Origin of the sequence: Nevskia soli DSM 19509 (genome assembly GCF_000711955.1) — a bacterium.
Taxonomy (GTDB): domain Bacteria; phylum Pseudomonadota; class Gammaproteobacteria; order Nevskiales; family Nevskiaceae; genus Nevskia; species Nevskia soli.
Genome location: NZ_JONR01000015.1, coordinates 75,034 through 99,914 on the forward strand (window position 1 = coordinate 75,034; position 24,881 = coordinate 99,914).

The following is a 24,881-nucleotide window of genomic DNA, read 5'->3' on the forward strand; positions in this document are numbered from 1 at the left end:
TTGTCCCTTCCAGGTCGTTCGGCGACTATGCCTGAACGTCCAGTCGGACAAAGCCGGTCCGGTTCAGTCGGGATGCACTCTAATCCCTGGAGCGGGGTCCAGGGTCAAGCGTTATCGAAAATACGACCGCTGCGCGCCATGGTTCAAATTGGAGGTTCGGTACGCCCGGGAGCGTGCGCCAGCCGGTATAGGGCCGGCAACACCAGCAGGGTCAGCAGCGTAGCCGAGATGATGCCGCCAATCACCACCGTCGCCAGCGGCCGCTGCACCTCCGCGCCGGTTCCCGTGTTCAGGGCCATCGGCAGGAACCCCAGCGACGCCACCAGGCCGATCATCAGGATCGGCCGCAAGCGCAGCAGCGCGCCATCGACAATGGCCTGCTCCAGCGGCGTGCCATCCCGCATCAGGTCGCGGATGGCCGAGACCATCACCACGCCGGTCAGCACCGCCACCCCGGACAGGGTGATGAAGCCGACGCCGGCGGTGATGGACAGCGGGATTCCGCGCAGCAGCAGCGCGAGCACGCCGCCGGTCAGGGCCAGCGGCACCCCGGAAAACACCAGCACGGCGTCCTTGACCGAACCGAAGGTCATGAACAGCAATCCGAAAATCAGCGCCAGCGCGAGCGGCACCAGCACGGTCAGGCGTTTGGAAGCCGAGGCGAGCTGCTCGAAGGTGCCGCCATACTCGATGTAGTAGCCCGGCGGCAGCTTGACCTCGCGTTCGATCTTGTTCCGCGCCTCGGCGACGAAGCCGGCCAGGTCGCGTCCACGCACATTGGTCATGACCACGATGCGGCGCTTGCCGTTGTCGCGAGAAATCTGATTCGGTCCCTCGGTCGATTTGATGTCGGCGACTTCCGCCAGCGGGACATAGCCGCCCGCTTCGCGCGCCAGCGGCAGCCGCGCCAGCACCTCCGGATCCGTGCGCAGCCGCTCCGCCAGCCGCACCTCCAGCGGGTAGCGGGCATCGCCCTCGTAGATCAAACCGGTCTCCTTGCCCCCCAGCGTCACGGACACGGCATCCTGCACATCGGCCACGGTCAGTCCGTAGCGGGCCAGCGCGGTGCGCCGGGACTCGACCGTCACCAGCGGCAATCCGGACACCTGCTCGACCTTCGGCGCTTCCGCGCCTGGCACGCGGGCCAGAACCCGCCGCACCTCCTCGGACACCCGCAGCAACTCGCCGAAGTCGTCGCCGAAGACCTTCACCGCGACGTCGCTGCGGACACCGGAGATCAGCTCGTTCATGCGCATCTGGATCGGCTGCGAAAACTCGAAAGCGGTGCCGGGAACGCTTTGGGCGGCGGTCTCGACTTCCTCGATCAGCGTCGCCTTGGCTTTCCCGGGATCCGGCCACTGTGCGCGCGGCTTGAACCGCACGAACACATCGGACCGCCCGGGCGACATGGGATCGGTTGCCACGTCCGCCGTGCCGTTGCGCGCGAAGATGAAGTCGACCTCCGGCAATGCCTTGATGGCTAGGTTGAGGTGTTTCTGCATGCTGACGGCCTGTTCGATGCCGGTTCCGGGCGGTCGTGTAGCCCCTATCGCGATGTCGCCTTCGTCGAGCTGGGGAATGAATTCCGCGCCCATGCGCGAAGCGGACCAGCCGCACAGCACGACGAACGCCACGGCGCCCGCCACGACCGGCCAGCGCGCGCGCAACGCGCCGCGCAGCAGCGGTGCGTAGCCGCGTTTGGCGGCGCGCACCAGCCCGTTGTCCTTCTCGGCGATATTGCCGGTCAGCAACAGCGCACAGGCGGCCGGGACGAAGGTCAGCGAGAACACCAGCGCGCCGATCAGCGCCGCGATGACGGCGAAGGCCATCGGATGGAACATCTTCCCCTCGACACCGCCGAGGGCGAAGATCGGCAGGTTGACCAGCACGATCACCGCGACGCTGACCAGGCTGGGTTTGAACACCTCCCGCGTGGCCTGGCCGACGACTTCGAAGCGCTCATTTCGTTCCAGCGTGCGTCCCTTCCGGTGCTGCGCTTGCGCCAGGCGCAGGACGCAGTTCTCGACGATGATCAAGGCACCGTCCACGATCAGGCCGAAATCCAGCGCGCCCAGGCTCATCAGGTTGCCGCTGACCCGGTTCTCCACCATGCCGGTGAAGGTGGCCAGCAGCGCCAGCGGGATCACCATCGCCGTCAGCAGCGCCGCGCGCAGGTTGCCCAGAAATAGGAACAGCACCACGATCACCAGCAACGCCCCCTCGGCCAGGTTCTTCTGCACGGTGGCGATGGTCTGGTTGACCAGCACGGTGCGGTCGTAGACGGCTTCGACCTTGATGCCCGGCGGCAGGCGCCTGGCCACTTGCGCCAGCTTGTCGGCCACGCGCAGGGATACGGTGCGGCTGTTTTCGCCGATCAGCATCATGGCGGTGCCCAGGACGGTCTCCGCGCCGTCCAGGGTGGCCGCGCCGGTGCGCAGATCCTTGCCGATCCCCACCTCGGCCACGTCGCCGACCCGCACCGGGATGCCGTTGCGGGTGGTGATGACGACTTCGCCGATCGCCTTGAGATCGCTCAACTGGCCCGGCACCCGCACCAGCGATTGCTCGCCGTTGCGCTCGATATAGCCGGCGCCGACGTTGACGTTGTTGGCTTGCAGAGCCTGGATCAGGTCGCGCAGCGTCACGCCATAGGCCAGCAGGCGTGCGGGATCGGGCGCCACCTGGTACTGCTTGTCGAAGCCGCCGATGGAGTTGACCTCGGACACGCCCGGAACCTGCCGCAATTGCGGCTTGATGATCCAGTCCTGTGCCGCGTGCAGGTCGATCGGCGTATACGGAGAGCCATCCGGCTTGCGCGCACCGGGTTCGGCGCTGATGGTGTAGAGGAAGATTTCACCCAGGCCGGTGGCCACCGGGCCCATTTCCGGCAGCGTGCCATCCGGCAGCTCACTCTTCACATCCTGCAGCCGCTCGTTGACGAGCTGGCGTGCGAAGTAGATGTCGGTGCCGTCCTTGAACACCACGGTCACCTGCGACAGTCCGTAGACCGAGATCGAACGGGTGCTTTCCAGCTTCGGGATTCCGGCCATCGCGGTCTCGACCAGGAAGGTCACGCGCTGCTCCACTTCCAGCGGTGAATAACCCGGCGCGCGGGTGTTGATCTGCACCTGTACGTTGGTGATGTCCGGCACCGCGTCGATCGGCAGGCGCTTGTATTCGAATACGCCGAAGACGACGAAGCCGGCCACCAGTGCCATCACCAGCCAGCGCTGGCGGATGGCGAAGTCTATGAGTCGGTCGATCATGTCAGTCCTCGTCTCCCTCGCCCTTGGTCAACTCCGCCTTGATGAGGTAGCTGTTTTTCGCCGCGTAGCGCTCGCCGGCGGCCAGGCCCTGCCTGATCTCCATGGCCTCGGCACCGCGCTTGCCGATTTCGACCTTGCGCGGTTCGAAACCCTTGTCGGTCTGCACGAACACCACGGCGTTGTCGCCCAGCTTCTGCAATGCGGCCGGGACCACGGATACCGGCACCCGGAGATCGGCAATCACCACGTCGCCGGTCACGAACTGCCCCGCAATCCAGCGGCCGCCCTTGTTGTCCACTACGGCGCGGGCGACCACGCTCTGCGTATCGCCGCTGCCGGACGGCGCCACATAGGCGATCTTCGCTGTGCCGCCGGTTTCACCGTCGCTGGTCTTGAGCTGTACCGGCATGCCGGCGCGAATGCGTCCCAGATCGCGTGCAAAGACGGCGAACTCGGCCCAGACGCTGGACAGATCGGCGACCACCATCAGCGTGGTGCTGCCGTCGACCGCTTCGCCCGGGTTGACCCGGCGCTCCAGCAGGGTGCCGGCAATCGGTGAACGGATGGCGTACGGCTCCAGGCTGTCGTTGGACTCGATGCTCAGCAAAAGCTCGCCTTTGCCGACGGCATCGCCGGGACGCCTGGCGACGGTGCGCACCACGCCGGGATAGCGGGCGCGCACTTCCTGCTGGCGCTCGGCGTTGGGACGGATCGAGCCGTAGAGCGTCAGGGTCTCGCGGATTTCCGCGGGCCCGGCGACAGCGGTCTCGATGCCGGCGGCTGTGGCGTGCTCGGGGGTGATGGCGGCCGCCTGCGGGGCTTCTGCACTCGCCGCGACCTCTTGTTTTTCGTTTCGGCCTTCGGCTTGAGGCTCCGGCTTGCCGGAACAGGCGGCGAAGCCCAGGCACAGGGCGAGGATCAGGCTGCGTGTTTGGGGGCTCATGGGGCGGCTCCGGCAGAGGCGGCGGCAGCGACGATGGGCTGCGCGGTAAGGCGTTCGATTTCAGCGTCGATGCGTTGCGCGTCGGCACTGGCGCTGATGGCCTGGCTGCGCAGCTCCAACACCTGGCGCTGGGCGTCGGCGAGTTCGAGGAAGGAGAAGCGGCCGTTGACGAAGCCGCGCTGGGTCAGGGTCAGGGCCTGCTCGGCCTGGGTCATTGCTTCGCCACGGAGCGCCTCGGACTGGCGGCGGGCTTGCGCTGCTGCCTGGTACAGACCGTAAAGCACCGCTCGGGTGCGCAGCAGGGCGGCGTCACGCTCGGCATCGCTTTGCCCGGCGCGCTCCTGGGCGGCGGCGATCTTGCCCTGGTTGCGATTGAACAGCGGCAGCGGCAGGTTGAGGGAGGCAACCAGGCCGTAGTCCGCTCCCGTACCGCCGACTTCGGCGCCGGAGTTGAGACGGCGCACGCCGGCACCGAGGGTCAAATCCGGCACCGCTTCGGCTTGCGCCAGCCTGACCTCGGCTTCGCGCAGGCGGCGCTCCGACGCAAACCGCGCCAAATCCGGACTGGTCTGCAGCCGGTCGGCGAACGTGGCGAAATCGGCCAACGGCGGGATGGCGTAGAGATCGCCGGAGACGCTGCTGAAGTCCGGTGCGCCCTGGCCCCACATGGCGCCGAGCGCTACGCGATGGGCGTCGAGTTCGCCTTCGGCGCGCTGTACGTCGAGCCCGGCGCGGAGGAGCGCGATATTGGCGCGGTTGCGCTCGGCGGTGGAAGCGGCCCCGGCATGGATGCGGCGTTCCACGGCCTCGCCGGTCTGCTTGGCCAGATCAACCGCACGCCGGGCCGCTTCCAATCCGGCCTGGGCTTCGGCCACATCCACGTAGCGGCGCGTGGTCTCGGACAGCACGTCGAGCCGGGCCACGTCGTAGTCGGCGGCAACACTGCCCAGCGCCGCTTCGGCAGCTTCGACCCGCCGCCCGCGTTTGCCGCCCAGCTCGATGAGTTGGGACAGGGTCAGCGTCGTCTCCAGCGACTTGGCGCCGCGCACGGCGCCGGTGCCGGCGAAGTTTTCCAGCACAGCACCGAGTTCCGGATTGGGCCGCAGGCCGGCTTGCAGCCGGTCGGCTTCCGCAGCGCGGCGTTGGTAGGGATAGATCCGCAGTTCCGGGCTGTCGCGCAATGCGCGCGCCAGCGCTGCGGACAGGCTCAGGCCATCGGCGGCCCGGGCAACAGGGACGGCTAAGGCCGCGAAAACGGCGAGCAGACACGCGAACAGGCGCGTGGGAACGAGAAACATCGAGAAACCTCCCAAATCGGGCAAGCGCGGGGAAGCGCCAGGGAAACACCGGGGCGTGCGGCCATCAGGCCGCGGGGAGGTTCAGCGGGGAGGTGCGCGCAACGGTGGCCGGATGCGTGGCCACGAATTGGGTACGAAGGATGCGGCAATGGCCCGACCGTACGAAGGCAACGGCCGGGGAGACAGCAAGAACAGCGCGACCGCGATGATCAATACCGGGAAGTCAGGGCTGATCTTGGCGAGCTTGGTCAACAGCTCGCCAACCAGATCGATATCGATATCCTGCCTGGGGACTTCGCTGGAAGTCGTATTGTGGATATAACCATCGCCCAGATCGTACATCTGCGACTGGACCGAGGTGGGAGGTTCCAGGCCATCGAAGCACAGATGCAAATGCGTACCCGCCATCCGCGCGAACAAAAGCGCGACAACGACGAAGACGACGATGCTGGGCCGAACCGAAATCATGCCCCAGTGTAGCCGAATCCAGAGTTCCCCCGGCTCGGCTGGATGTTCGCCGGATATGTCCAATCATCCCGCCGGCGTGCATTCCAGGGGACACTTTGACGCTACTTCAATTCCTGGAGCGGGGTCCAGAGTCAAACGCGCGCAATCCCCACCGGATACTGCCTTCCCGCCGCGGGCGGATCGTCCCGGACCCGCCGCCCTGGCGCCTTGCGCGCGGCTTCCGGCCTGGCCGCGCAGCGCACGCTCCCCCGGAAAGCACTACAGTGGAGCATTGAGGCACCCGGCGGCTGCCATACAGATCAGGCGCCGCGGGACCTTTCGCCTTCCTCAGCCAGGACGCCATCCATGAATAAGAAACAGTCCGCCCCGGTCAAGCCGCCGCCCTCCACCGACCGCATCCTCGAGAAAGTCCGCGGCGCCGGCCTGCCGGAAAAAGAGCTGGTCGCCCTCCATCACAATGCCCTCAGGCTGCAGGCCCTGGACGTGGTCGAGGCGGTCGAGATCCGCTTGCGCGCCGATTTTCCGCGCGCGGCGAAGAAACTGTATGGCGACAAGAAGCCGGCCGTATCCGCGCCGCCCGTCATCGCGTCAGCGGATGCGGTGCTTGCCGCACCCGTCGCGGAAGCCGGGCACTAGGCGCGGCTTCAAGGTGCTCCGGGCCCTCCCGGCACCTGCAGCCTGAAAAAGGCCGCTCACCGCGGCCTTTTTCAATTCAGCGTTGGAGCGGTGGTGCCGCGCCTCAACCCATTACGTCCGGCAGCGGCTCCGACGTCGTCGGCTCCGGTTCGGGAGTCAGGCGCTGCAGCTCCTCCAGCTCGCTGCGGAACGCTTCCAGCAGCCCGCGCGGGTTGGGCAGGCGCGCCAGGTCGGTGGAGACGCCGAAGCTGAGCTGGCCGGCGTAGCTGAAGAAACTCAGGCCGATGCCGATGCCGCCCGACTGTGGCGGCCAGAACACCAGGTTGCGCATGCGCGCGCCGCCGATATGCACGTGGCGGCGCGGCCCGGGCAGGCTGGACACCACGGCCACCGACTTGGCGCCGATGCGGTCCACCAGCTTGCGCTCCAGCGGCACCGGCAGATGGCCGGCCGCCGCCAGGCCCAGCATGGTGGCGCGTGCCTGCGGCGATTCCTTCAGCGCGGTCATGCGCTGCGCCACCAGGTGCAGGCGCGTGCGCGGGCTGCGCACCCCCACCGGCAGGTCCAGCAGCACCAGGCCGAAATGGTTGCCGAGCGAGCGGCCCTTGCCGCTGCGCAGGTTTACCGGTACCGAGATGCGCAGGTTCTGCTCCTCGGCCAGTTCCGCGCTGGTGTGCTGCAACTGGCGGTTGAAGGCGCCGGCCAGCGCCGTCATCAGCAGGTCGTTGACGCGCACGCCCAGCGCCTTGGCCTGGCGGCGGATCGGCTCCAGCGGAATCTCGTCGGCCCAGGCCACGCCGCGATGGCCGGACAGCGGCTTGTGCAGGAACGGCGGATTGTTTTCCGGCAGTGTCAGCACGCGTCGCACCGCCGCCACCGCATCGCGCCCCTCATGGAACTGGGTGAGCAGTCTTGAGCGCCCGGCGCGGCTGCGCGCCAGCGAACCGAGCTTGATCAGCCCGTGGTTGAGCAGCTCCAGCGTATCGATCAGGCCGCCCAGCGGCCCGGGCCGGATCATCGGCACGGCCGCGGTCTGCGGCTCCGGCGCGCGCTGGAAGCCGCGGTCGGTGCTGTCGATCAGCAGCGTCACCAGGGCGATGCCATCGGCCAGGGCATGGTGGGCGCGGAACAGCACCGTCACCGGGCCGCTGGGGCAGGGGTAGAGCAGCAGCCGCCACAGCGGCCGATTGTGGTCCAGTTCGCGCGACACTTCGGCCGAGATGGCCTTGCGCAGCTCGCGCTGGTTGGCGCCATGCGGCAAGCGCCGCACATGCACGTGGTGGCGGAAATCGAGGTTCTTGTCGGTGACCCAGCGCGGTGCGCCCTGGCTGCGGTCGACGCGCTGGTGGAAGCGCGGATAGCGCAGCAGGCGCTCGACCATCACCTTCTGCAGGTTGGCCGCGTCCACCGGCCCCTCCAGCTGGAAGATGGCGCTGATCACCATCGGGTTGCACGGGTCGTCCATATCGAGCCAGGCGCGATCCACAGCGCTCATCGGCTCGCTCATCGCAGGTTCGGTCATGGCAGTCTTCCGTATGGCCGTATGAGGTCTTGCAAGGATCGGGCCGTCCATGGTCTGCGCCGTCGCGGCCGTCATGCCGTGCTGCTTCTGCGCAGTCCCCGCAAGGGATACCGATTCACTATACAGGCCTGGTCTCTGGCGACTGTGAAGCGGCCGTGAAAGTTCCATGAATAGAACACCGCCGTGACAGTTTGTCCCGGGCCCGCAACGGCTGTCGCGCTACTCCGTTTGTGTGAGATGCAGCGGGCGCGCTTGCCGCAAGATGGGCCGTGGACCTTGCCGCCCGCGGACGCCCCAGGCGTCCGGATGCTTGCGGGCCGTTCCGCGACCAATAAACCGATGAGGGGGAATGATGGTTTCCGAAACTTGGGATGTCACCACCGACGTGCTGGTGGTGGGATCGGGCGCCGGCGGGCAGACCGCGGCGATCGCGGCGGCCGACCAGGGCGCCCAGGTGGTGGTGGTCGAGAAGAGCGGGCTCTATGGCGGCACCTCGGCCATGTCCGGCGGCGCCATCTGGATTCCGGTCAGCAGCCAGGCCCGCGAAGCCGGCGCCCAGGACAGCCCCGAGGAAGCCTTCCAGTACATCCGCGCCCTGGCCGCGCCGAACGTACCGGACAGTCTGATCCGCGCCTACGTACACCAGGCGCCGGCGATGCTCGACTGGGTCCAGGCCAACACCGAAGTGCGCTTCTTCAGCGTGCCCTATACCGATTATCACGCCGAACTGCCGGGCGGCAAGCCGGGCTGGCGCACCCACATGCCGCTGGAGATCGACGGCCGCGTGCTGGGCGGGGACGTGCAGATCCTGCGGCCCTCGTCCAAGGCCGCCAACCTGTTCGGGCGCATCAACTGGACCCTGATGGAAGCGCACATGCTGCTCAACCGGCCGGCCGGCTGGATCAAGGTCTTCCTCAAGATCATGTGGCGCTACTACGGTGACGTGGCGCAGCGCCTGCGCTCGCCGCGCGACCGCTTCCTGACCTTGGGCAACGCCCTGGTCGGCCGCCTGCGCATCTCGCTGAACCAGCGCGGCGTGCCGATCTGGCTCAATACCCGCCTGGTGTCGCTGGTGAAGGAAGACGGCCGCGTCGTCGGCGCCGTGGTCGAGCGCGACGGCAAGACCCAGCGCATCCGCACCCGCAAGGGCGTGGTGCTGGCGGCTGGCGGCTACGAGCGCAACGCGCAGATGCGCAAGCAATATCTGCCGGGCAGCGGCGAGCCGGGCAACAGCGGCGCCCATCCCTACAACACCGGCGACGCCATCCGCATCGGCCAGGAAGCCGGCGCCGCGGTGCGCAACATGGGGTCGGCCTGGTACGCGCCGGTATTCAAGATCCCCGGCGAGGAATCGGCGCGGCTGTGCACCTACGAGCGCGCACTGCCCGGCAACATCATCGTCAACCAGTCCGGTCGGCGCTTCCACAACGAGGCCGCCTCGTACCACATCTCGGCGCAGGAAATGATCAAGGCCGACAGCGCCAGCGCCTGGGCGGTGTTCGACGCGCGCTACCGCTGGAACTACCCCATGGGCCCGGTGATTCCCAAGTTCCCGGACTGGATCCTGCCCAGGGCGGTGCGCTCGATCCTGCTCAAGGCCGGCAGCCTGGATGAACTGGCGCGGAAGATGGGCGTGCCGGCGGACACGCTCAAGCGCACCGTCGAAACCTTCAACGCCGGCGCCGCCGAGGGCAAGGATCCGCAGTTCGGCCGCGGCGAGGCCGCCTACGACCGCTACTACGGCGATCCCAAGGTCACCCCAAACCCCAACCTCGCGGTGATCGACAAGGCGCCGTTCTACGCCTTCCCCATCTACTCGGGCGACATCGGCACCAACGGCGGCCTGGTCATCGACGAGAACGCCCGCGTGCTCGACGCCGAGGGCAAGGTCATCGCCGGCCTCTACGCCTCCGGCAACTGCACCGCCTCGGTGATGGGCGGCTCCTATCCGGGCGCCGGCTCCACCCTGGGGCCCGCCATGACCTTCGGCTGGCTCGCCGGCCGCCACGTCGGCGCCGCAGGCTGAGCGCGGCGGCAGCGTTCGCATGCCCATCCCGCAGGCCCTGAGGGGCAAGTTGGCGGCGCCGGTGATCGGGGCGCCGATGTTCCTGGTGTCGTTCCCGCCGCTGGTGGCGGCGCTGTGCAAGGCCGGCGTGGTCGGTACCTTCCCCCACGTCAACGCCCGTCCGGCCGAGCAGTTCGAGCAGTGGCTGACCCAGCTGGAAACGGAGCTGGAACAGCATCGCCGTGAACATCCGGACCGGCCTGCCGCGCCGTTCGGCGTCAATCTCGTGGTCCACCGCACCAACCCGCGCTTCCAGCAGGACCTGGAGACCGTGGTGCGCCACCGCGTGCCCCTGGTGCTGACCTCGCTGGGCCATCCGGGCGAGGTGGTGGGGCGGGTGCACGCCTACGGTGGCCTGGTGTTCAGCGACGTCACCAACGCCGCCCACGCGCGCAAGGCGGCGCAGGCGGGTGTGGACGGGCTGATCTGCGTCGGCGGCGGTGCCGGCGGCCACGCACCCACCCAGAGCGCCTTCTCCCTGGTGCGCGAGATCCGTGAATTCTGGGACGGCTGCCTGGTCCTGGGCGGCTCCATCAACGACGGCTGGCAGGTGCGTGCCGCCGAAATGCTCGGCGCCGACTTCGCCTACATGGGCACGCGCTTCATCGCCAGCCGCGAGTCCGCCGCCAGCGAGGACTACAAGCGCATGCTGGTCGAGTCCGGCGTCGAAGACCTGGTCTACACCGACCGCCTCTCCGGCATCGGCTGCAACTTCCTCAAGCCCTCGCTGGCGCGGCACGGCGTCGATCCCGCAACGCTGCCGCCGAAGACGCCCGACCTGAGTGTGCTCACCGACACCACCGCCAAGGTGTGGCGCGACCTGTGGACCGCCGGCCACGGCATCGCCACCATCCACGACGTTCCCTCCGTCGCCGGGATCGTCGCGCGCCTGGCGGCGGAATACCGCGCGGCCTGCGGCCGCGGCCCCTCCGCCGCGCTGGCGGGTTGAGATGAGCGACGCGCCGCTCGAGTCCGCACCGGCCGAGGCCGCCACGGTCGACTTCTATTTCGACTTCGCCTCGCCCTATGCCTACTTCGCCCACGGCACCCTCGTCGCGCTGACCCGTCGCCACGGACTGCGCCTGCGTTACCGCCCGGTGCTGCTATGGGCCATCCTGAAGGAGCTGGGCATGCCGCCGCCGATGGAGCAGCCGGCCAAGCGGCGCTACATGGAACACGACATGCGGCGCTCCGCCGTCTATTTCGGCCTGCCGTTCCAGTTGCCGCCGGGCTTCCCGGTATCCAGTCACGCCGCCGCCCGCCTGTTCCACACGCTGGACGCGCAGGCGCCGCGGGGCTGGTCCGCACAGGCGGGCGATCTGGTCGCGGCCCTGTTCAAGGCCTACTTCGTCGACGGCCGCGATATCGCCGATCCCGCGGTGCTGGGCGAAGCCGCCACCGTCATCGGCCTGGCGCCGCAGCAGGTGCAGCAGGCGGCGCAGGCGGAAGCGGGCAAGGCCGCCCTGCGCCAGGCCAACGCCGAGGCGGTACAGCGCGGCGTATGGGGCTCGCCCTTCTGGTTCCACGGCGGCGAAGGCTACTTCGGCGCCGATCGCCTGGCACAGTTCGAACGCAGCCTGGATCTGGCGCGCTTCGATGGCGGGGCAGGCAAGGTCTAGTTGCTGCTGTTCTGATTTCGACTGCAAGCGTTCCGGCAACGGAGAAAAGGTCTTACGCGAACCTTACCGCCGCAAGCGGGCGTTCACCGGCATCGCGGCTTTTTCCCGAGGCTTAACACCAGCTTTACACTCGCTGGCCGCGCCGCGTTGCCGGAATGGGCGCCGATGCGTGATGATCGTTGCGCAGACGCCGTCTGCGCAACGATCGCGGCCACATCCCCTGGCTCCCTTCGTTGCCCGCTACCGCAATAGCCTGGAGTGAGACTGGATGAAGCGTACCGTGGTCGTGCTGGCGTTGGCCGCGCTCCTGCTCGGCTGTTCCACCGAACCCGAGGTGCGGCGCGTGGATGTCGGCCCGACTCCCGAAAAAGTGGTGCTCGCCGCATTGACCAAGGTCGCCGCCACCGACACCCAGCGCATCGCCGTCCTCAATGCCTACGACAGCCGCAACAGCCAGCTGGTGGCGCTGGACAAGACCGCCAAGCAGGTCATCGCGCAGTGGAACGGGCTCGACCGCACCGCGCCGGACTATGTGCAGCAGGTCGATGCGCTGGCGGCGCAATGGGCGCAGGTCAACGGCGACGAGATGAAGACGCGAGCGGCCTACGAGCACGATCTCGCCACCACCCTCAGTTCCTCGCAATGGCATCAGTGGCAGGATTTCCTGCGCAGCGTCGGCGAGGCACGGCGTCGCGCCGAGCTGTTCGGCGAAGAAAACAGCCGTTATCCGCGTTATTGAAACGGTGGCGCCATCGCGCGCCCCGGGCTTTTGCAAAACCCGCCGCCCGTCAAAAGCCTGCCCGTGACCCCGCCTGTGTCCCGCATGTAAAAACCTTGTAAATCCCGGCGCCTCCGCGGCGCCGCAGCCCTAGTGTGAGCGCGTGTCCGGCAAGCGCCGGCGGCTGCCTGCATCCGCTTTCGCGGCCGCAGCCTGCGTCGATCCCCGCCTACCGAAAGGCCGCATGCATGAATCACCTGTTTCAAAAAGCGCTGCACGCGCTCCGGCGCGCAGCGCCGTATTTCCTGTGCCTGCCGCTGGCCGCCTGCAGCGGCGCGGTGGGGCAGGGCAATGCGCCGAAGCTGCTGGTGATCTCCAGGTCCGGCGTCAGCGCCAGCGAGACGGCCAGCCTGGCCAGCCTGCGCATGTACGAATGCCTGCCTTCCGTCCTGGCCGCCACCATGTACTTCCAGGACGGCAGCAGCGGCGACTTCACCGCGCGCGTGCACTGGAGCAGCTCCGATCCGGGCACCCTGAAAATCAGCAACGGCGACATCGCCGTGGCGAACGGCAGCGGTTCCTACTATGCCGCCGGCACCCTGGTGCCGGTGACCTCGGGCAACGTCATCGCCACCGCCGACTACGACGGCATCAGCGCGCAGATCGCCATCAGCATCGGCACGCCGCAGTCGATCACCGTCAAGACCCTGCACGACGGCAACTACATCGTGCCGGACGGTCAGTATTTCAGCCTCGGCGCCGGCACCACCCAGTCGCTCCAGGTCACCGCCTGGCTGGATGGGGTGGAGACCGATGTGAGCGGCTATGCCGGCTGGAGCCTGCTCCAGCCCAACGACAGCGAAGCCACCATCAATGCCGGCAGCGGCCTGATCACCGCCGTCGGTGCCGGCAGCCAGTTGCTGACGCCGGTGGCGGGTTTCGCCCCCTGCACCTTGAACAACCTCAGCGATCCGTCCAACGCCCTCGACTTCACCGTGCAGCACATCCAGGGCATCGCCATCGAGCCGGAATTCAGCGGCAATCCGCAGCTCATCGTCGGCAACACCGAGAAGATGAACGTCGTCGCCACCCTCGACGACGGCTACGCGCAGAACCTCAATGGCCTGGCCACCCTGAGTTCTTCGGATACCGGCATCGTCGCCGTTTCCAGCAGCCAGCTCAGCGCGGTGGCGGCCGGCGGCCCCGCCATTATCGGCGCCAGCTTCACCGGCGCCGGCGTCACCTACACCGCGCCCTCGATCACCGTCAGCACCGCCACCGCCACGCTGCAGACGGTCAGCATCTGCTGGACCGCCGTACTCGCGGCCTTCAGCACCTGCCCGGCCACCCAGGGCGGCGCCACGGTCGTCGCCGGCAGCCTCACCCCGGTACAGTTCCATGCCATCGGCACCTACGACGCCGGTACCCTCACCCAGGACATTACCCGGCAGGTAACCTGGGCCTCCAGCGACGCCACGGCCGCCACCATCGGCAGCAGCGGCAACAGCATCGGCCAGGCCCTGGGCATCACCGCGCAGAGCTCGGTGACCATCACCGGCAGCGACAGCGCCGCGCAGAACGTGACCTCGGCGAAGCAACAACTGGTGGTCCAGTAGGGGTTCGCCGACTCCTGTTGTCCCGGTTGGAGCTTGTCCGCGGACAAACCCTTGCAGCGACAGGGGTGTTATAACAGGCGCCCGGTCGTCATTCCGCGCAGCGGACTGCCGTCCGCCCGAACCGACAATCCCGTCGCACGCACGCATACCCTACGGTGAAAAAGCTTCTCGGCATCCTCCTCACCCCGCTGTTCCTGCTGGTGTGGGGCCTGCTGCTGAACCTGTTCCATGTGGCGCAGGTCATCGCCTTCCGCGGCTTCGGGCCGAATGCCCACCGGCGCTGCGTCGACCTGCTCAACTTCTGCCTGATCCACGCCTTGTGGATTCTCGGTACCCGCATCAGCGTGCGCTACACCCAGGCCCTGCCGTCCGACCGCCCGATCATCTTCGTCGCCAACCACCAGAACAAGCTGGATATCCCCGGCATCAGCTGGTACCTGCGCCGCCACGCGCCGAAGTTCGTCTCCAAGATCGAACTGGGCAAGGGCATTCCCAGCATCTCCTACAATCTGCGCCACAGCGGCGCCGCCCTGATCGACCGCAGCGACACCCGCCAGTCGCTGCGCGAAATCGGCCGTCTGGCCCAGCTGATCGAGCAGACCCGCTCCTCCGCCGTGATCTTTCCCGAGGGCACCCGCTCCACCAGCGGCGAGATGCAGCCCTTCGCCACCGGCGGCATCAAGATCCTGCTGAAGAAAGCGCCCAGCGCCCTGGTGGTGCCGGTCTACATCCACGGCACCTGGAAGCTCAACCGCTACGGCAGATTCCCCATGTCCCCAGGAGAACGCATCGGCTGGACCGTGCTGCCGGCGATCGAGCCGGCCGGAAAAACGCCGGACGAAGTGGCCGCCCTGGCCGAGCAAAGCATTCGCGGCGAGTTCGCCGCGAGGTTCCGTCAGGGAGCGGAGTAGGGGGACCCAAACGCCCCTTGGTGCCCTGCGTCGCAACCGTATATCCATTGAGTTGTCATGGCCTGTTCACAATCTTGCGCCAGTTCCGTTAGCATACCCATGCCCAAATGGGTCCATTGTTCGAGGGAGACGACACCATGGCGAAAGCCAGCAAGAAGAAGCCGGCGGCAGCCGCAAAGAAGCCCGCCGCGAAGAAAGCAGTTGCGAAGAAGGTTGTAGCGAAGAAGGCAGCGCCGAAAAAGGCCGTTGCCAAGAAGGCCAAGCGCAAGCCCAGCGCCGCGCTGATGAAGGCTGTTACCCCGAGTGCCCTGCTGGCGGAGATTGTCGGCTCCAAGCCCATTCCCCGCGGCCAGATCACCAAGAACCTCTGGGCCTACATCAAGAAGTTCGGCCTGCAGGACAAGATCAACAAGCGCATGATCAATGCCGACGAGAAGCTGAAGAAGATCTTCGGCGGCAAGTCGGTGGTCAACATGTTTGAGATGACCAAGCTGGTCAGCAAGCACATCAGCTGAAGCTGCGCATTGGGCGGCCCGGGTGCACAGCCCGGGCCGCTGTTCAGCAACACCACGGGTCTGCCAGCAGGTCCGGATTCCTCCCAGCAGACACCGGCCGTGCGCCTCGCCGCGCGGTAGCGTCGCTGCGCGCCACCCCCGATTCTCCGGCTTGTTCCCCAGGGAACAGCCTCCAGGCGGCGGCCTGGACCATCCCCTGAACCACCCCATACCAGGCGCGCTGGCGCCCAAGCGGAGCAAGCAATGAACGAGCGCGACTGGGACCGCGTGGCCGGCGCCTGGGACGATCACATCATGAGTTCCCTGGAGGAGAACGTGAACGGCAGCATTGCCGCCCTCATCGCCTCCGTTGCCGCCAGTCACCGCAGCATCCTCGATTACGGCTGCGGCGTCGGCCGCTATCTGCCCTTGCTGTCGCGCAGCTTCGAGCAGGTGGTGGGCGTGGACTACTCCCGCCTGTGCGTGGAGCAGGCCGGCGCCCTCACGCGCACCCTGCCCAACGTGCGGACGCACACCACCACCCAATTCGCCCGCAGCGCCCCCGGGGCGCGCTTCGACGTGGTGCTGATGGCCAACGTCCTGCTGCATGCCGACGCGAAGATCCGCAACCGGATTCTCGACCTGGCCCTGGCGCGCCTGCGCCCGGGTGGTACCCTGCTGCTGCTGGTGCCGGCGATCGAATCGGTGCATCTGGCCGAGGCCGTGCGCCTCGCCTACACCCGCAAGCGCGTCTCCGCCTACGCGCGGCCGGCCGGCGGCGTGTTCGATCCCGGCGTCATCGCCATCAACGGCCAGCCCACCAAGCACTATTCCGCCGACGAAATCCCGCTGCTGTTGCAGGCGCGGCGCCTCAAGCTCGACAGCCTCGCCCGGGCGGAATACTCCTGGGATTCCGAGTCCTTCGAAGGACTCGACCGACGCCTGCCGCAGCGTCCCTGGGACTGGCTGCTCAGCGCTACGCGCTGAGGGGTGCCTACGGCGGCGTCGGCGGCGCATCCTCCGGCGCAGCACTTTCCGGCGCGCCCGCCTGGGGCAGGTTGTTGCGCTGCATGTATTCATCGTAGTGGTACAGCACCGGCGGCCGCCCGCCGAGTACCGGCGCCGGGCCGTTGGCGGCTTCGGTCTGCGCCTGCCGCGTACTTTCATACTTGCGCCGGGTGAAATAGTCGCTCTCCTGGCGTTCGCGCAGGATCACCGGGTGCAGGAAGATCATCAGATTGCGCTTGGTGCGGCTGACCGAGCGCGACTTGAACAGCGCGCCCAGCCAGGGAATATCGCTGAGCAGCGGGATGCGCGTCACCGCATCGTCGACCTGGTCGTCGATCAGGCCGCCGATGACCAGGATCTGGCCACCCTCGATGCTCACCGTATTGCTCACCGTGCGCTTGTTGGTAACCAGGCTGGAAGTGCCGGCGGTGCCGCTGGCGATGGTCGAATTCTCGAATTCCAGCTTCATGCGGATGGTATTGCCCTCGCCGATGGTCGGGGTGATGCCGAGCTTGAGGCCGACGTCCGTGCGGTCGACGGTCTGGAACGGGTTGACCGAGCCGTTGCTGGAAGTGCCGGTATTGGAATACGAGCCGGTCACCTCCGGCACCGACTGGCCAACCTCGATCTTCGCTTCCTGGTTGTCCAGCGTGACCAGCGATGGCATCGACAGGATGTTGGTATCGGAATCGCTGAGCAGGGCCTTGATCAGCGCCCCGTAGATCGAGCCGTTGGAGGTGCTGATGCCGACCAGCGCCGTGCCGCCGGTGCCCAGTGCGCTGGCCGCCGCCGATGCCAGCGTGCTGGTGCTGATGGTCGAGCTGCTGGAGCTGCTCAGCGACGAGGCGGCGCTGGATAGCGCACTGGAAGTGCTGGAATTGAGGATTCCGGCCGCGGCGATGGCATTGGGGTTGTAGGCCAGCCAATCCACCCCGATATCGCTGGACTTGTCGGCGCTCACCTCGGCAATCACCGCTTCCACCAGCACCTGCGCGCGGCGGATATCGAGCTGGGCGATGACGTTGCGGATCTGCTGCATGGTCTTCGGCGGCGCGGTGATCACCAGGGCATTGGTATCCCGGTCGGCGATGACGCGCAGGTCGGCATTGGCGCCGCTGCCGTTGTAGACCGTCGCGTTCGAGCCCGAAGCGCCGCCGGAAGCAGCAGCACCGCTGCCCGAGGACTTGGACGCGGCGCCGAACGAGGACGCGGCGGAGGACGGGCCGCCGCTGCTGCCGCCGAACATCGACGAACCGCCCGATGTGGATGCGGTGCTCCTGGCCGCCGGCTGCGCATTGCCGGTGAGGATCGGCGCCAGGCTCTCGGCGTCGGCGTACTTCAGGTACACCACCTGTGTGTCGCCGCCGTCGCGGCCGGGCTGGTCCAGCTGCCGGATCAGCGCCAGCAGCTTGCCGCGCTCGGCGCCGTCGCCGCCGACCAGCACGCTGTTGCTGCGCGTGTCCGCGATCACCACCGGCTGCGCCGCGCCGGGATCGGCCTGCCGCGCCTGCTGCGTCAGGGCGGTCAGCACCCGCACCACCTCATCGGCGCCGGCATTCTGCAGCGCCACCAGCTCGGTGCCGCGGTCGCCGTCGCGATCCATCTGCCCGATCAGCAGCCGCAGCCGCTCGACGTTGGCGGCGCGGTCGGAGACGATCAGGCTGTTGCCCGAGGCATAGGCGGCGATCTGGCCCGACTGCGCCACCAGCGGCCGCAGGATCGCCACCAGCTGCGTCGCCGAGCCGTTGTGGATGTCGAACACGCGGGTCACCAGTTCGTCGCCGCCCGCGCCGCCGCCGGAGCCGGCCCCGCCCTCGCTGCGCGCATTGGCGTCCGGCACGATCTTGACGGTCGCGCCAGCGGGCACCGCGGCGTAGCCGTTCACCGCCAGCACCGAGAGGAAGGTGGCATACACCGCATCCGCATCCATCGGGCTGGAGGAGACCACCGTCACCTTGCCTTTGACGCGCGGATCGACCACGAAATTCCTGCCGGTCACCTCGCTCACCGTGGCGATCAGCGTGGCGATGTCCGCTTCTTTCAGATTGAGCGTGACTTCCGCGCCGTTCTTTTCGGCGGAGGTGTTGGCGGCCGGCAGGCAGCACAACAGCAGGACCAGGAAGGAGCGCGTGGACACGGAACGGTAACGCATCGGCGGAGATCGGAAGGATTGGGGGAAGGATCGGGCAGGACCGAAGGGCGGATGCCCCGCACGGACGGGCGCGGATCGCCGCGGGCTGCCGTCGCGTACCCGCCGGGTGCCGCTTTCGCCCGGCCCTGTTGCAGGTTGTTGTCACGGAACGAACAACCCACGTCGGCGGGGCACAGGGCCGGGGCGAAAGCGGCGTGACATTGATAACACCGGTCTTCCACGCCGCCCCGCGTTTTAACAAGGCCTTTACGTCCGCGGTCATCGCTGCCGCCGGCATCACGGCGGCGTGTAAACCCTTCGTAAAGAGCGCCGGCACTGCGCGGCTTCTGCGCCAGAGTACCGCCCATCCGCGGCTTGCCGTCACGGCCGGCCTGCTCATGGCGACGGTGCCACGCGGCACTTGCTTTCCCCAATCCTCAAGGAAACGATTTGATGAAACACGCTGCCGAGAAGACGTCTCCTCCCGGTCGTGCGCGCCGCATCGCGCCGCTGCTGCTCGTCGCAGGGCTGGTCGGATTGGCCGATTGCGGCAGCGATTCCACTACCTGCTGGAACCTGTCCCTCGCCACCGGCCTGATCGGGCAAACCCTCTATACCACCGCCACCGCCAATCCCGACGGCGTCGACAGCCGGCACATCAGCGGGCCGCGCGGCTCGGTGGCGATCAGCGGTACCACCCTGTACGTGGTGGACACGCTCAACAGCCGCATCCTCGGCTACAATGCCGTGCCCAGCGGCATCGCCGGTGCCGCCTCGTTCGAGTTGGGGCAGGGCGACGCCACCGGCACCGACTTCAGCGACAACAGCACCAACGGCGGCGAGAACGGCCTGGCCAATCCGAGCAAGGTCTCCATCGCCACCAGCGGCGGCACGACCTATTTCGTCGTGACCGACACCGCCAACAACCGCGTGCTGATCTGGAATTCCCTGCCTACCGCCAATACCGCGGCCGACGTCGTCATCGGCCAGACCGGCTACGACGGCGACTCGCCCAACCAGGGCGCCTCCGCGCCCACCGCCAGCACGCTCAGCAACCCCACTTCGGCGATGATCGCCAACGGCAAGCTGTTCGTGGTCGACCAGAACAACAACCGCGTGCTGATCTGGAACAGCATCCCCACCGCCAACGACACCGCCGCCGATCTGGTCCTGGGGCAGACCGGCTTCACCACCGCCACCTCCGGCATCGACACCTATTCCTCGACCCTGCTCACCTACAGCATGTCGATGAACCAGCCGTCCGACCTGTGGACCGACGGCCGCGGCAACCTGTTCATCGCCGACACCGGCAATAACCGCGTGCTGTACTACTCGGTGGTGCCCACCGGCAACAATCCGCAGGCCACCTACGTCATCGGCCAGACCGCCTTCGGCCAGAACAGCGCCTCCTCCGGCGCGCAGCATCTCGACTCGCCCTGGGGTGTCTACTCGGACGGCTCCAACCTCTTCGTCGGCGACACCGGCAACAACCGCGTCCTGCAGTTCTCCCTCAGTTCCCTCGCCTCGGGCGCGGACGCCGAGTACGTCTTCGGCCAGCAGGACTTCACCCACACCGCCTACAACGACGACGACCAAAACGGCGAGAACGGCGACCAGCAGAACAGCCAGACCAACACCGACCCCACCGCCAACACCCTGCACAGCCCCAAGGGCGTCTACGCCACTTCCGGCGGCGTGCTGTACGTCGCCGATTCCGGCAACAACCGCATCCTGCAGTACGCCAGCGACGGCGGCGTCAACGGCACCGACACCTCCCTGTGCGTCGCCACCACCCCCTGACCGGGCCGGGCATGACACAGGCGCTGAATCTCCGCCTCGGTTTGTGAAGCAATCGTAAAAGCCGGCGGGGCGGGGTGCCGCGCTGCCTATGCTGCGCCCACCGGGTCAGGCATGGGTGCGGCGGGCGCCCGCACACCGCAGAGCAGGGAGAGCATCGAATGAAATCCTCGTCGCATGGCAAGCACGCTGCGCCCCGTCACGGCGGCTATCGCGGCGCGGCGCTGGCCTGCCTGGCGTGCGTCGCCGTCATCGCGGCGGGCGGGCCGGCGTCCGCCGCCGGCTCGGCCACCCGCCTGGCCCAAGCACTCGACCATGCCACCCTCTCGGCCTTGCCCGGCAACGTCTCCCCCCTGGCGCGGGCGGCGTACGACCGCGGCCGCGCCGATGCCGACCAGGTGATCCACGGCGTTTCCCTGCATTTCAAATTGTCCGACACGCAGCAACAGGATCTGGACCAGTTGCTGCGCCAGCAGCAAGACCCCGCCTCGTCCAGCTACCACGCCTGGCTGAGCCCGGCGCAATACCGCAGCCGCTTCGGCATGAGCCAGGAAGACCTGACCACCGTGCAGAACTGGCTGCGCACCCAGGGCTTCTCGATCGAGGACATCGCCCCCAACGCCAACCGCATCAGCTTCAGCGGCAGCGTGGCGCAGATCGAGGCGGCCTTCCATACCGAGATGCATCGCTACCGGGTGGCCGGCGCCAGCCGCATCGCCAACGCCGGCGCGCCGGCCCTGCCGGCGGCGCTCTCCGCCGTCACCCTGGGCCTGCGCAACCTCAGCGAGTTCCGTCCGCGCGCGCGGGCCCTGCGCCTCGCCGAAAAAGCGCGTGCGGCCACGGCGCATTTCACTTCCAGCATCTCCGGCAACCATTACCTCGCGCCGGACGACTTCGCCACCATTTACGATCTGCAATCCCTGTACAGCGCCGGCATCACCGGCGCCGGCCAGAAGATCGCCATACTGGGGCAGAGCGCGGTGCAGAGCGCGGATCTCAGCGCCTTCCGCAGTGCCGCCGGCCTGGGCGCCAATCTGCCGACGATGGTGCTGGTGCCGCACAGCGGCAGCGCTACCGTGCAAGCCGCTTCCGGCGACGAAGCGGAATCCGACCTCGACCTGCAATGGTCCGGCGCCATCGCGCGTGACGCTTCGATCAGCTTCGTCTACACCGGCAGCAGCACCAACTACGGCGTGTTCGACTCCCTGGTCTACGCCGTCGAGAACGACACCGCCCCCATCATCAGCCTCAGCTACGGCGACTGCGAGCCGGACTACAGCAGCGCCGACATCGCCACCCTGGAAAGCACCCTGAAGCAGGCCAGCGCCCAGGGGCAAACGGTGATCGTCGCCTCCGGCGACAGCGGCGCGGCGGATTGCGACTACAGCACCGACAGCGAAACGGTGACCGCGGCCAGTCACGGCCTGGCGGTGGACTATCCCGCCTCCTCGGCCTATGCCACCGCGGTCGGCGGCACCACCCTGAGCGAGGGCAGCGGCAGCTACTGGAGCGGCAGCAACGACCGCTACAACGGTTCGGCCCAGTCCTACATTCCGGAAACCGCCTGGAACGACACCTCCGACAGCGTCGGCCTCGAAGCCAGCGGCGGCGGCAAGAGCGTGCTGTTCGCCAAGCCCTCCTGGCAGAGCGGCAGCGGCGTGCCGGCGGACGGTGTCCGCGACCTGCCGGACATCGCGCTCGCCGCCAGCCCCAACCACGACGGCTACCTCTACTGCTCCGAAGGCAGTTGCAGCAACGGCTTCCGCGACAGCGGCAACTACCTGACGGTGGCCGGCGGCACTTCCTTCGGCGCACCCGCCTTCGCCGCCATCCTCGCCCTGCTCAGCCAGAAGAACGGCGGTGGCGCGCTCGGCAACATCAACAGCCGACTCTATGCCCTGGCGGCGTCGTCCACCAGCGTGTTCCACGACATCACCAGCGGCGACAACAAGGTGCCATGCAGCAGCGGCAGCACCGGTTGCGGCAGCGCCGGCACTATCGGTTACAACGCCGCCGCCGGCTACGACCTCGTCACCGGTCTCGGCAGCATCGACGGCTTCAACCTCGCCGACCAGTGGGTCGCGAGTTCTCCCAGCTCCAGCAGTAGCAGCAGTTCCGGTAGCAGCAGTAGCAGCTCGAGTAGTTCCTCCGGCAGCAGCAGCTCGTCGTCCAGCGGAAGCTCCGGCAGTTCCAGCAGTTCCTCCTCCAGCGGCGCCGCTTCGAACGGCGGCTCCGGCGGCGCATTCGATCCGCTGCTGCTCGCGGCGTTCGCGTTGCTGCTGCACCGTCGCCGCAACCACCCCGGGAAATGACCGCGATGCACACCGCATACGTCCGCTGCGCCACCCTGCTGGCCACAGCCCTGCTCTGCGCCTGCCAGGACAACTACACCGCCTACGCCCTCACCAGCACCGGTTCGATCATCACCTTCAAAACCGACTCGCCTTCCAGCATCACCGCCACCAAGACGGTGAGCGGCCTCGCCTCGGGCGAGACCCTGGTGCAGATCGTCTATCGCCCGGCCGACGGCAAGATCTATGGCATCACCAGCGACCAGTTGCTGTGCAGCGTGGATCCAGGCAGCGGCGTGGCCACCCTGGTCAGCAGCAGCGCCTTCACCGGCGACACCATCTCCAGCCCGGCGATCGGCTTCGACCCGGTGCACGACCAGTTGCGCGTCGTCACCGCCGAATACAACCTGCGCGTCACCGCCGCCGGCGCCCACGTGCAATCCGCTACCAAGGTGGCCTTCGACAGCGGCGATACCTACAGCGGCAAGACGCCGCAGCTCGCCGCCATCACCTACGGCAATCCCGCCGCGGGCGCCGCCTCCACCACGCTCTACGCGCTGGACGTGACCACGCAAAGCCTGCTGCGCGTCGGCGATGCCGACGCCGGCGCCACCACCAGCGTGGACAGTGGCGACCTTCACACCATCGGCAGCGTTGGCGTCAGCTTCACCGCCAATGCCGGTCTCTCCATCCAGTCCGGCAACGACACGGCGTACGCGGTGTTGCAACAGAGCGGCAGCGGCGCCGCGCTGTATACCATCGACCTGGGCAGCGGCGCCGCGTCCAAGGTAGGCAGTATCGGCGACGGCGAGCAGACGCTGATCTCGCTGGCATTGGCGGGCAGTTGAGCGACGCTGTCGGATGCCTCTGCGAAGCGTTTGTAAAGCTGGAGTAAAGATGCCGCAGTGCGTCACACGATGGACTTAGCATGGCTGCACCGGTGGCGCTCGCAGCGACGAAACGGAAAACGTCCACGACAGCACCGGTGCCGTATCAAGCTTTCTGGATTGCTTGCAGGATTTCAGGAATTTGCGCAGCGGCCCGCAGGCCCGCTCGCATGCAGGACTCACCATGCGGTATTCCCTGCCCATGGTGTGTGGCCCGGTTGGCGTCTTCCCCATTCGCCAACCAGCGGGGAGGTGTCAGCGAAACGTAGTCCCCCTGCCTCGCTGGCGCCTCCCATTTTTCGGGTTGTCTCCCAGGGCCAAAGCCGACTCCGCGCAGCGCGCCACTCCCCGGTTTTCGCCCGCCCTGTGGGCCTCCGTCACCCGTCGTGGCGGCTCCACCTTTGCAATCCGGCGCTTTCCCCTATCAAATGAATACTTCCAACCCCTTCACCTCCAGACCGATGAAGCTCGAGGAGAAATCCACCCTGGTGCGGATCCTGCTGATCGACGACGATCGCAAGCTGGTGCGCATGCTGGCGGAGTACCTGGAAGCGCAGGGCTACCAGGTCGCGGCCGCGCACGACGGCGCCGAAGGCGCTGCGCGCGCACGGGCCGAGGCCTGGGACCTGATCGTGCTCGACGTGATGATGCCCAAGGTCAACGGCTTCGAAGTGCTGCGCGTGCTGCGCCAGGTCTCGCAGGTGCCGGTGCTGATGCTCACCGCCCGCGGCGGCGACGAGGACCGCATCCACGGCCTGGAGGGCGGGGCGGACGACTACGTGCCGAAGACCGCCTCCTCGCGCGAACTGCTGGCGCGCATTCGCGCCGTGTTGCGCCGTTCCGCCGCCGCCGCGCCGGCGGCGGAGCGCTCGCGCGAGATCGTCGCCGGCGCACTGCGTATCGACAGCGCGGCGCGCAGCGCCAGCCTCGGCGGCGTGCCGCTGAGCCTGACCCCGGTGGAATTCGACCTGCTGCTCGCCATGGCCCGCTACCGCGGCAGCGTGCGTTCGCGCGAGCAATTGCTGGAGCAGGTGCGCGACCGCGAATTCGAAGCCTTCGACCGTTCCATCGACGTGCACGTCGCCAGCCTGCGCCGCAAGCTGGGCGACGACCCGCGCACGCCGCGCTATATCCGCACCGTGCGCACTGTCGGCTACATGCTGGTCGACGCGGACAGCGCCGCCTCGTGAGGCCGCAGCCATGAGCCGGCG

At 67.8% G+C, this 24,881-nt stretch carries 19 protein-coding genes; 13 read left to right on the forward strand and 6 right to left on the reverse strand.

What is annotated here, in order from left to right:
• Positions 1-143: 143 nt before the first annotated feature.
• The 4 genes from BP26_RS0109035 to BP26_RS0109050 all read right to left on the reverse strand — a co-directional run bounded on the left by BP26_RS0109035 (position 144) and on the right by BP26_RS0109050 (position 6,038).
• A complete protein-coding gene (locus BP26_RS0109035; RefSeq protein ID WP_029920253.1) occupies positions 144-3,266 on the reverse strand; it encodes an efflux RND transporter permease subunit in 3,123 nt (1,040 codons plus the stop codon).
• 1 nt (position 3,267) lies between these two features.
• The gene (locus tag BP26_RS0109040; protein ID WP_029920254.1) at positions 3,268-4,209 is read right to left on the reverse strand and encodes an efflux RND transporter periplasmic adaptor subunit; all 942 of its coding nucleotides are present in this window, start codon (positions 4,207-4,209) and stop codon (positions 3,268-3,270) included.
• Positions 4,206-5,507, reverse strand: coding sequence for a TolC family protein (locus BP26_RS0109045; protein ID WP_029920255.1), 1,302 nt, complete (start codon positions 5,505-5,507; stop codon positions 4,206-4,208). Before BP26_RS0109045 ends, BP26_RS0109040 begins: the two co-directional genes overlap by 4 nt.
• Before the next feature lie 81 nt (positions 5,508-5,588).
• Complete coding sequence (locus BP26_RS0109050; protein ID WP_029920256.1) at positions 5,589-6,038, reverse strand: hypothetical protein; 450 nt, start codon at positions 6,036-6,038, stop codon at positions 5,589-5,591.
• 282 nt (positions 6,039-6,320) lie between these two features.
• Between BP26_RS0109050 and BP26_RS0109055 the strand changes: the two genes are divergently transcribed.
• The gene (locus BP26_RS0109055; protein ID WP_029920257.1) at positions 6,321-6,611 is read left to right on the forward strand and encodes a hypothetical protein; all 291 of its coding nucleotides are present in this window, start codon (positions 6,321-6,323) and stop codon (positions 6,609-6,611) included.
• A 103-nt stretch (positions 6,612-6,714) separates the two neighbouring features.
• Here BP26_RS0109055 and BP26_RS0109060 read toward each other — a convergent pair whose 3' ends face one another.
• Positions 6,715-8,133, reverse strand: coding sequence for a wax ester/triacylglycerol synthase family O-acyltransferase (locus BP26_RS0109060; RefSeq protein ID WP_029920258.1), 1,419 nt, complete (start codon positions 8,131-8,133; stop codon positions 6,715-6,717).
• A 349-nt stretch (positions 8,134-8,482) separates the two neighbouring features.
• Between BP26_RS0109060 and BP26_RS0109065 the strand changes: the two genes are divergently transcribed.
• The 8 genes from BP26_RS0109065 to BP26_RS0109100 all read left to right on the forward strand — a co-directional run bounded on the left by BP26_RS0109065 (position 8,483) and on the right by BP26_RS0109100 (position 16,543).
• Complete coding sequence (locus BP26_RS0109065) at positions 8,483-10,159, forward strand: FAD-dependent oxidoreductase (RefSeq protein WP_029920259.1); 1,677 nt, start codon at positions 8,483-8,485, stop codon at positions 10,157-10,159.
• A 19-nt stretch (positions 10,160-10,178) separates the two neighbouring features.
• Positions 10,179-11,147 carry an NAD(P)H-dependent flavin oxidoreductase gene (locus BP26_RS0109070; protein ID WP_029920260.1) on the forward strand — a complete coding sequence of 323 codons (969 nt, stop codon included), beginning with the start codon at positions 10,179-10,181 and terminating at the stop codon, positions 11,145-11,147.
• A 1-nt stretch (position 11,148) separates the two neighbouring features.
• Entirely contained in the window at positions 11,149-11,817 is a 669-nt protein-coding gene (locus BP26_RS0109075; RefSeq protein ID WP_051748714.1) for a 2-hydroxychromene-2-carboxylate isomerase, read from the forward strand.
• A gap of 268 nt (positions 11,818-12,085) precedes the next feature.
• Positions 12,086-12,556, forward strand: coding sequence for a hypothetical protein (locus BP26_RS0109080; protein WP_029920262.1), 471 nt, complete (start codon positions 12,086-12,088; stop codon positions 12,554-12,556).
• A 227-nt stretch (positions 12,557-12,783) separates the two neighbouring features.
• A complete protein-coding gene (locus BP26_RS0109085) occupies positions 12,784-14,151 on the forward strand; it encodes a hypothetical protein (RefSeq protein WP_029920263.1) in 1,368 nt (455 codons plus the stop codon).
• A gap of 155 nt (positions 14,152-14,306) precedes the next feature.
• Positions 14,307-15,062 (forward strand): lysophospholipid acyltransferase family protein, encoded by a 756-nt coding sequence (locus tag BP26_RS0109090; RefSeq protein WP_029920264.1) that lies wholly within the window; start codon positions 14,307-14,309, stop codon positions 15,060-15,062.
• 137 nt (positions 15,063-15,199) lie between these two features.
• Positions 15,200-15,577 (forward strand): SWIB/MDM2 domain-containing protein, encoded by a 378-nt coding sequence (locus tag BP26_RS0109095; protein ID WP_029920265.1) that lies wholly within the window; start codon positions 15,200-15,202, stop codon positions 15,575-15,577.
• 243 nt (positions 15,578-15,820) lie between these two features.
• Positions 15,821-16,543: a class I SAM-dependent methyltransferase gene (locus BP26_RS0109100; protein ID WP_029920266.1), complete on the forward strand. Its 723-nt coding sequence runs from the start codon at positions 15,821-15,823 to the stop codon at positions 16,541-16,543.
• A 7-nt stretch (positions 16,544-16,550) separates the two neighbouring features.
• Here the strand turns inward: BP26_RS0109100 and gspD are convergent, their stop codons facing one another.
• On the reverse strand, positions 16,551-18,716 hold the full coding sequence (gene gspD / locus BP26_RS0109105) for a type II secretion system secretin GspD (protein WP_051748717.1): 2,166 nt from the start codon (positions 18,714-18,716) through the stop codon (positions 16,551-16,553).
• A 432-nt stretch (positions 18,717-19,148) separates the two neighbouring features.
• Between gspD and BP26_RS0109110 the strand changes: the two genes are divergently transcribed.
• The 4 genes from BP26_RS0109110 (at position 19,149) to BP26_RS0109125 (ending at position 24,860) form a co-directional block, all read left to right on the forward strand.
• Positions 19,149-20,495 (forward strand): NHL repeat-containing protein, encoded by a 1,347-nt coding sequence (locus BP26_RS0109110; RefSeq protein ID WP_029920268.1) that lies wholly within the window; start codon positions 19,149-19,151, stop codon positions 20,493-20,495.
• Between the two features lie 158 nt (positions 20,496-20,653).
• Positions 20,654-22,804, forward strand: coding sequence for a S53 family peptidase (locus BP26_RS0109115; protein WP_051748719.1), 2,151 nt, complete (start codon positions 20,654-20,656; stop codon positions 22,802-22,804).
• 5 nt (positions 22,805-22,809) lie between these two features.
• Complete coding sequence (locus tag BP26_RS0109120; RefSeq protein WP_169740673.1) at positions 22,810-23,631, forward strand: DUF4394 domain-containing protein; 822 nt, start codon at positions 22,810-22,812, stop codon at positions 23,629-23,631.
• Positions 23,632-24,098: 467 nt separating this feature from the next.
• A complete protein-coding gene (locus BP26_RS0109125; protein ID WP_211254875.1) occupies positions 24,099-24,860 on the forward strand; it encodes a response regulator transcription factor in 762 nt (253 codons plus the stop codon).
• Positions 24,861-24,881 lie beyond the last annotated feature (21 nt).

Bases quoted from the DNA above. Each gene is read 5' to 3' on its own strand.
- BP26_RS0109035 (WP_029920253.1), bottom strand. From the start codon at position 3,266: ATGATCGACCGACTCATAGACTTCGCCATCCGCCAGCGCTGGCTGGTG.
- BP26_RS0109040 (WP_029920254.1), bottom strand. From the start codon at position 4,209: ATGAGCCCCCAAACACGCAGCCTGATCCTCGCCCTGTGCCTGGGCTTC.
- BP26_RS0109045 (WP_029920255.1), bottom strand. From the start codon at position 5,507: ATGTTTCTCGTTCCCACGCGCCTGTTCGCGTGTCTGCTCGCCGTTTTC.
- BP26_RS0109055 (WP_029920257.1), top strand. From the start codon at position 6,321: ATGAATAAGAAACAGTCCGCCCCGGTCAAGCCGCCGCCCTCCACCGAC.
- BP26_RS0109060 (WP_029920258.1), bottom strand. From the start codon at position 8,133: ATGACCGAACCTGCGATGAGCGAGCCGATGAGCGCTGTGGATCGCGCC.
- BP26_RS0109065 (WP_029920259.1), top strand. From the start codon at position 8,483: ATGATGGTTTCCGAAACTTGGGATGTCACCACCGACGTGCTGGTGGTG.
- BP26_RS0109070 (WP_029920260.1), top strand. From the start codon at position 10,179: ATGCCCATCCCGCAGGCCCTGAGGGGCAAGTTGGCGGCGCCGGTGATC.
- BP26_RS0109075 (WP_051748714.1), top strand. From the start codon at position 11,149: ATGAGCGACGCGCCGCTCGAGTCCGCACCGGCCGAGGCCGCCACGGTC.
- BP26_RS0109080 (WP_029920262.1), top strand. From the start codon at position 12,086: ATGAAGCGTACCGTGGTCGTGCTGGCGTTGGCCGCGCTCCTGCTCGGC.
- BP26_RS0109085 (WP_029920263.1), top strand. From the start codon at position 12,784: ATGAATCACCTGTTTCAAAAAGCGCTGCACGCGCTCCGGCGCGCAGCG.
- BP26_RS0109095 (WP_029920265.1), top strand. From the start codon at position 15,200: ATGGCGAAAGCCAGCAAGAAGAAGCCGGCGGCAGCCGCAAAGAAGCCC.
- BP26_RS0109100 (WP_029920266.1), top strand. From the start codon at position 15,821: ATGAACGAGCGCGACTGGGACCGCGTGGCCGGCGCCTGGGACGATCAC.
- gspD (WP_051748717.1), bottom strand. From the start codon at position 18,716: ATGCGTTACCGTTCCGTGTCCACGCGCTCCTTCCTGGTCCTGCTGTTG.
- BP26_RS0109110 (WP_029920268.1), top strand. From the start codon at position 19,149: ATGAAACACGCTGCCGAGAAGACGTCTCCTCCCGGTCGTGCGCGCCGC.
- BP26_RS0109115 (WP_051748719.1), top strand. From the start codon at position 20,654: ATGAAATCCTCGTCGCATGGCAAGCACGCTGCGCCCCGTCACGGCGGC.
- BP26_RS0109120 (WP_169740673.1), top strand. From the start codon at position 22,810: ATGCACACCGCATACGTCCGCTGCGCCACCCTGCTGGCCACAGCCCTG.
- BP26_RS0109125 (WP_211254875.1), top strand. From the start codon at position 24,099: ATGAATACTTCCAACCCCTTCACCTCCAGACCGATGAAGCTCGAGGAG.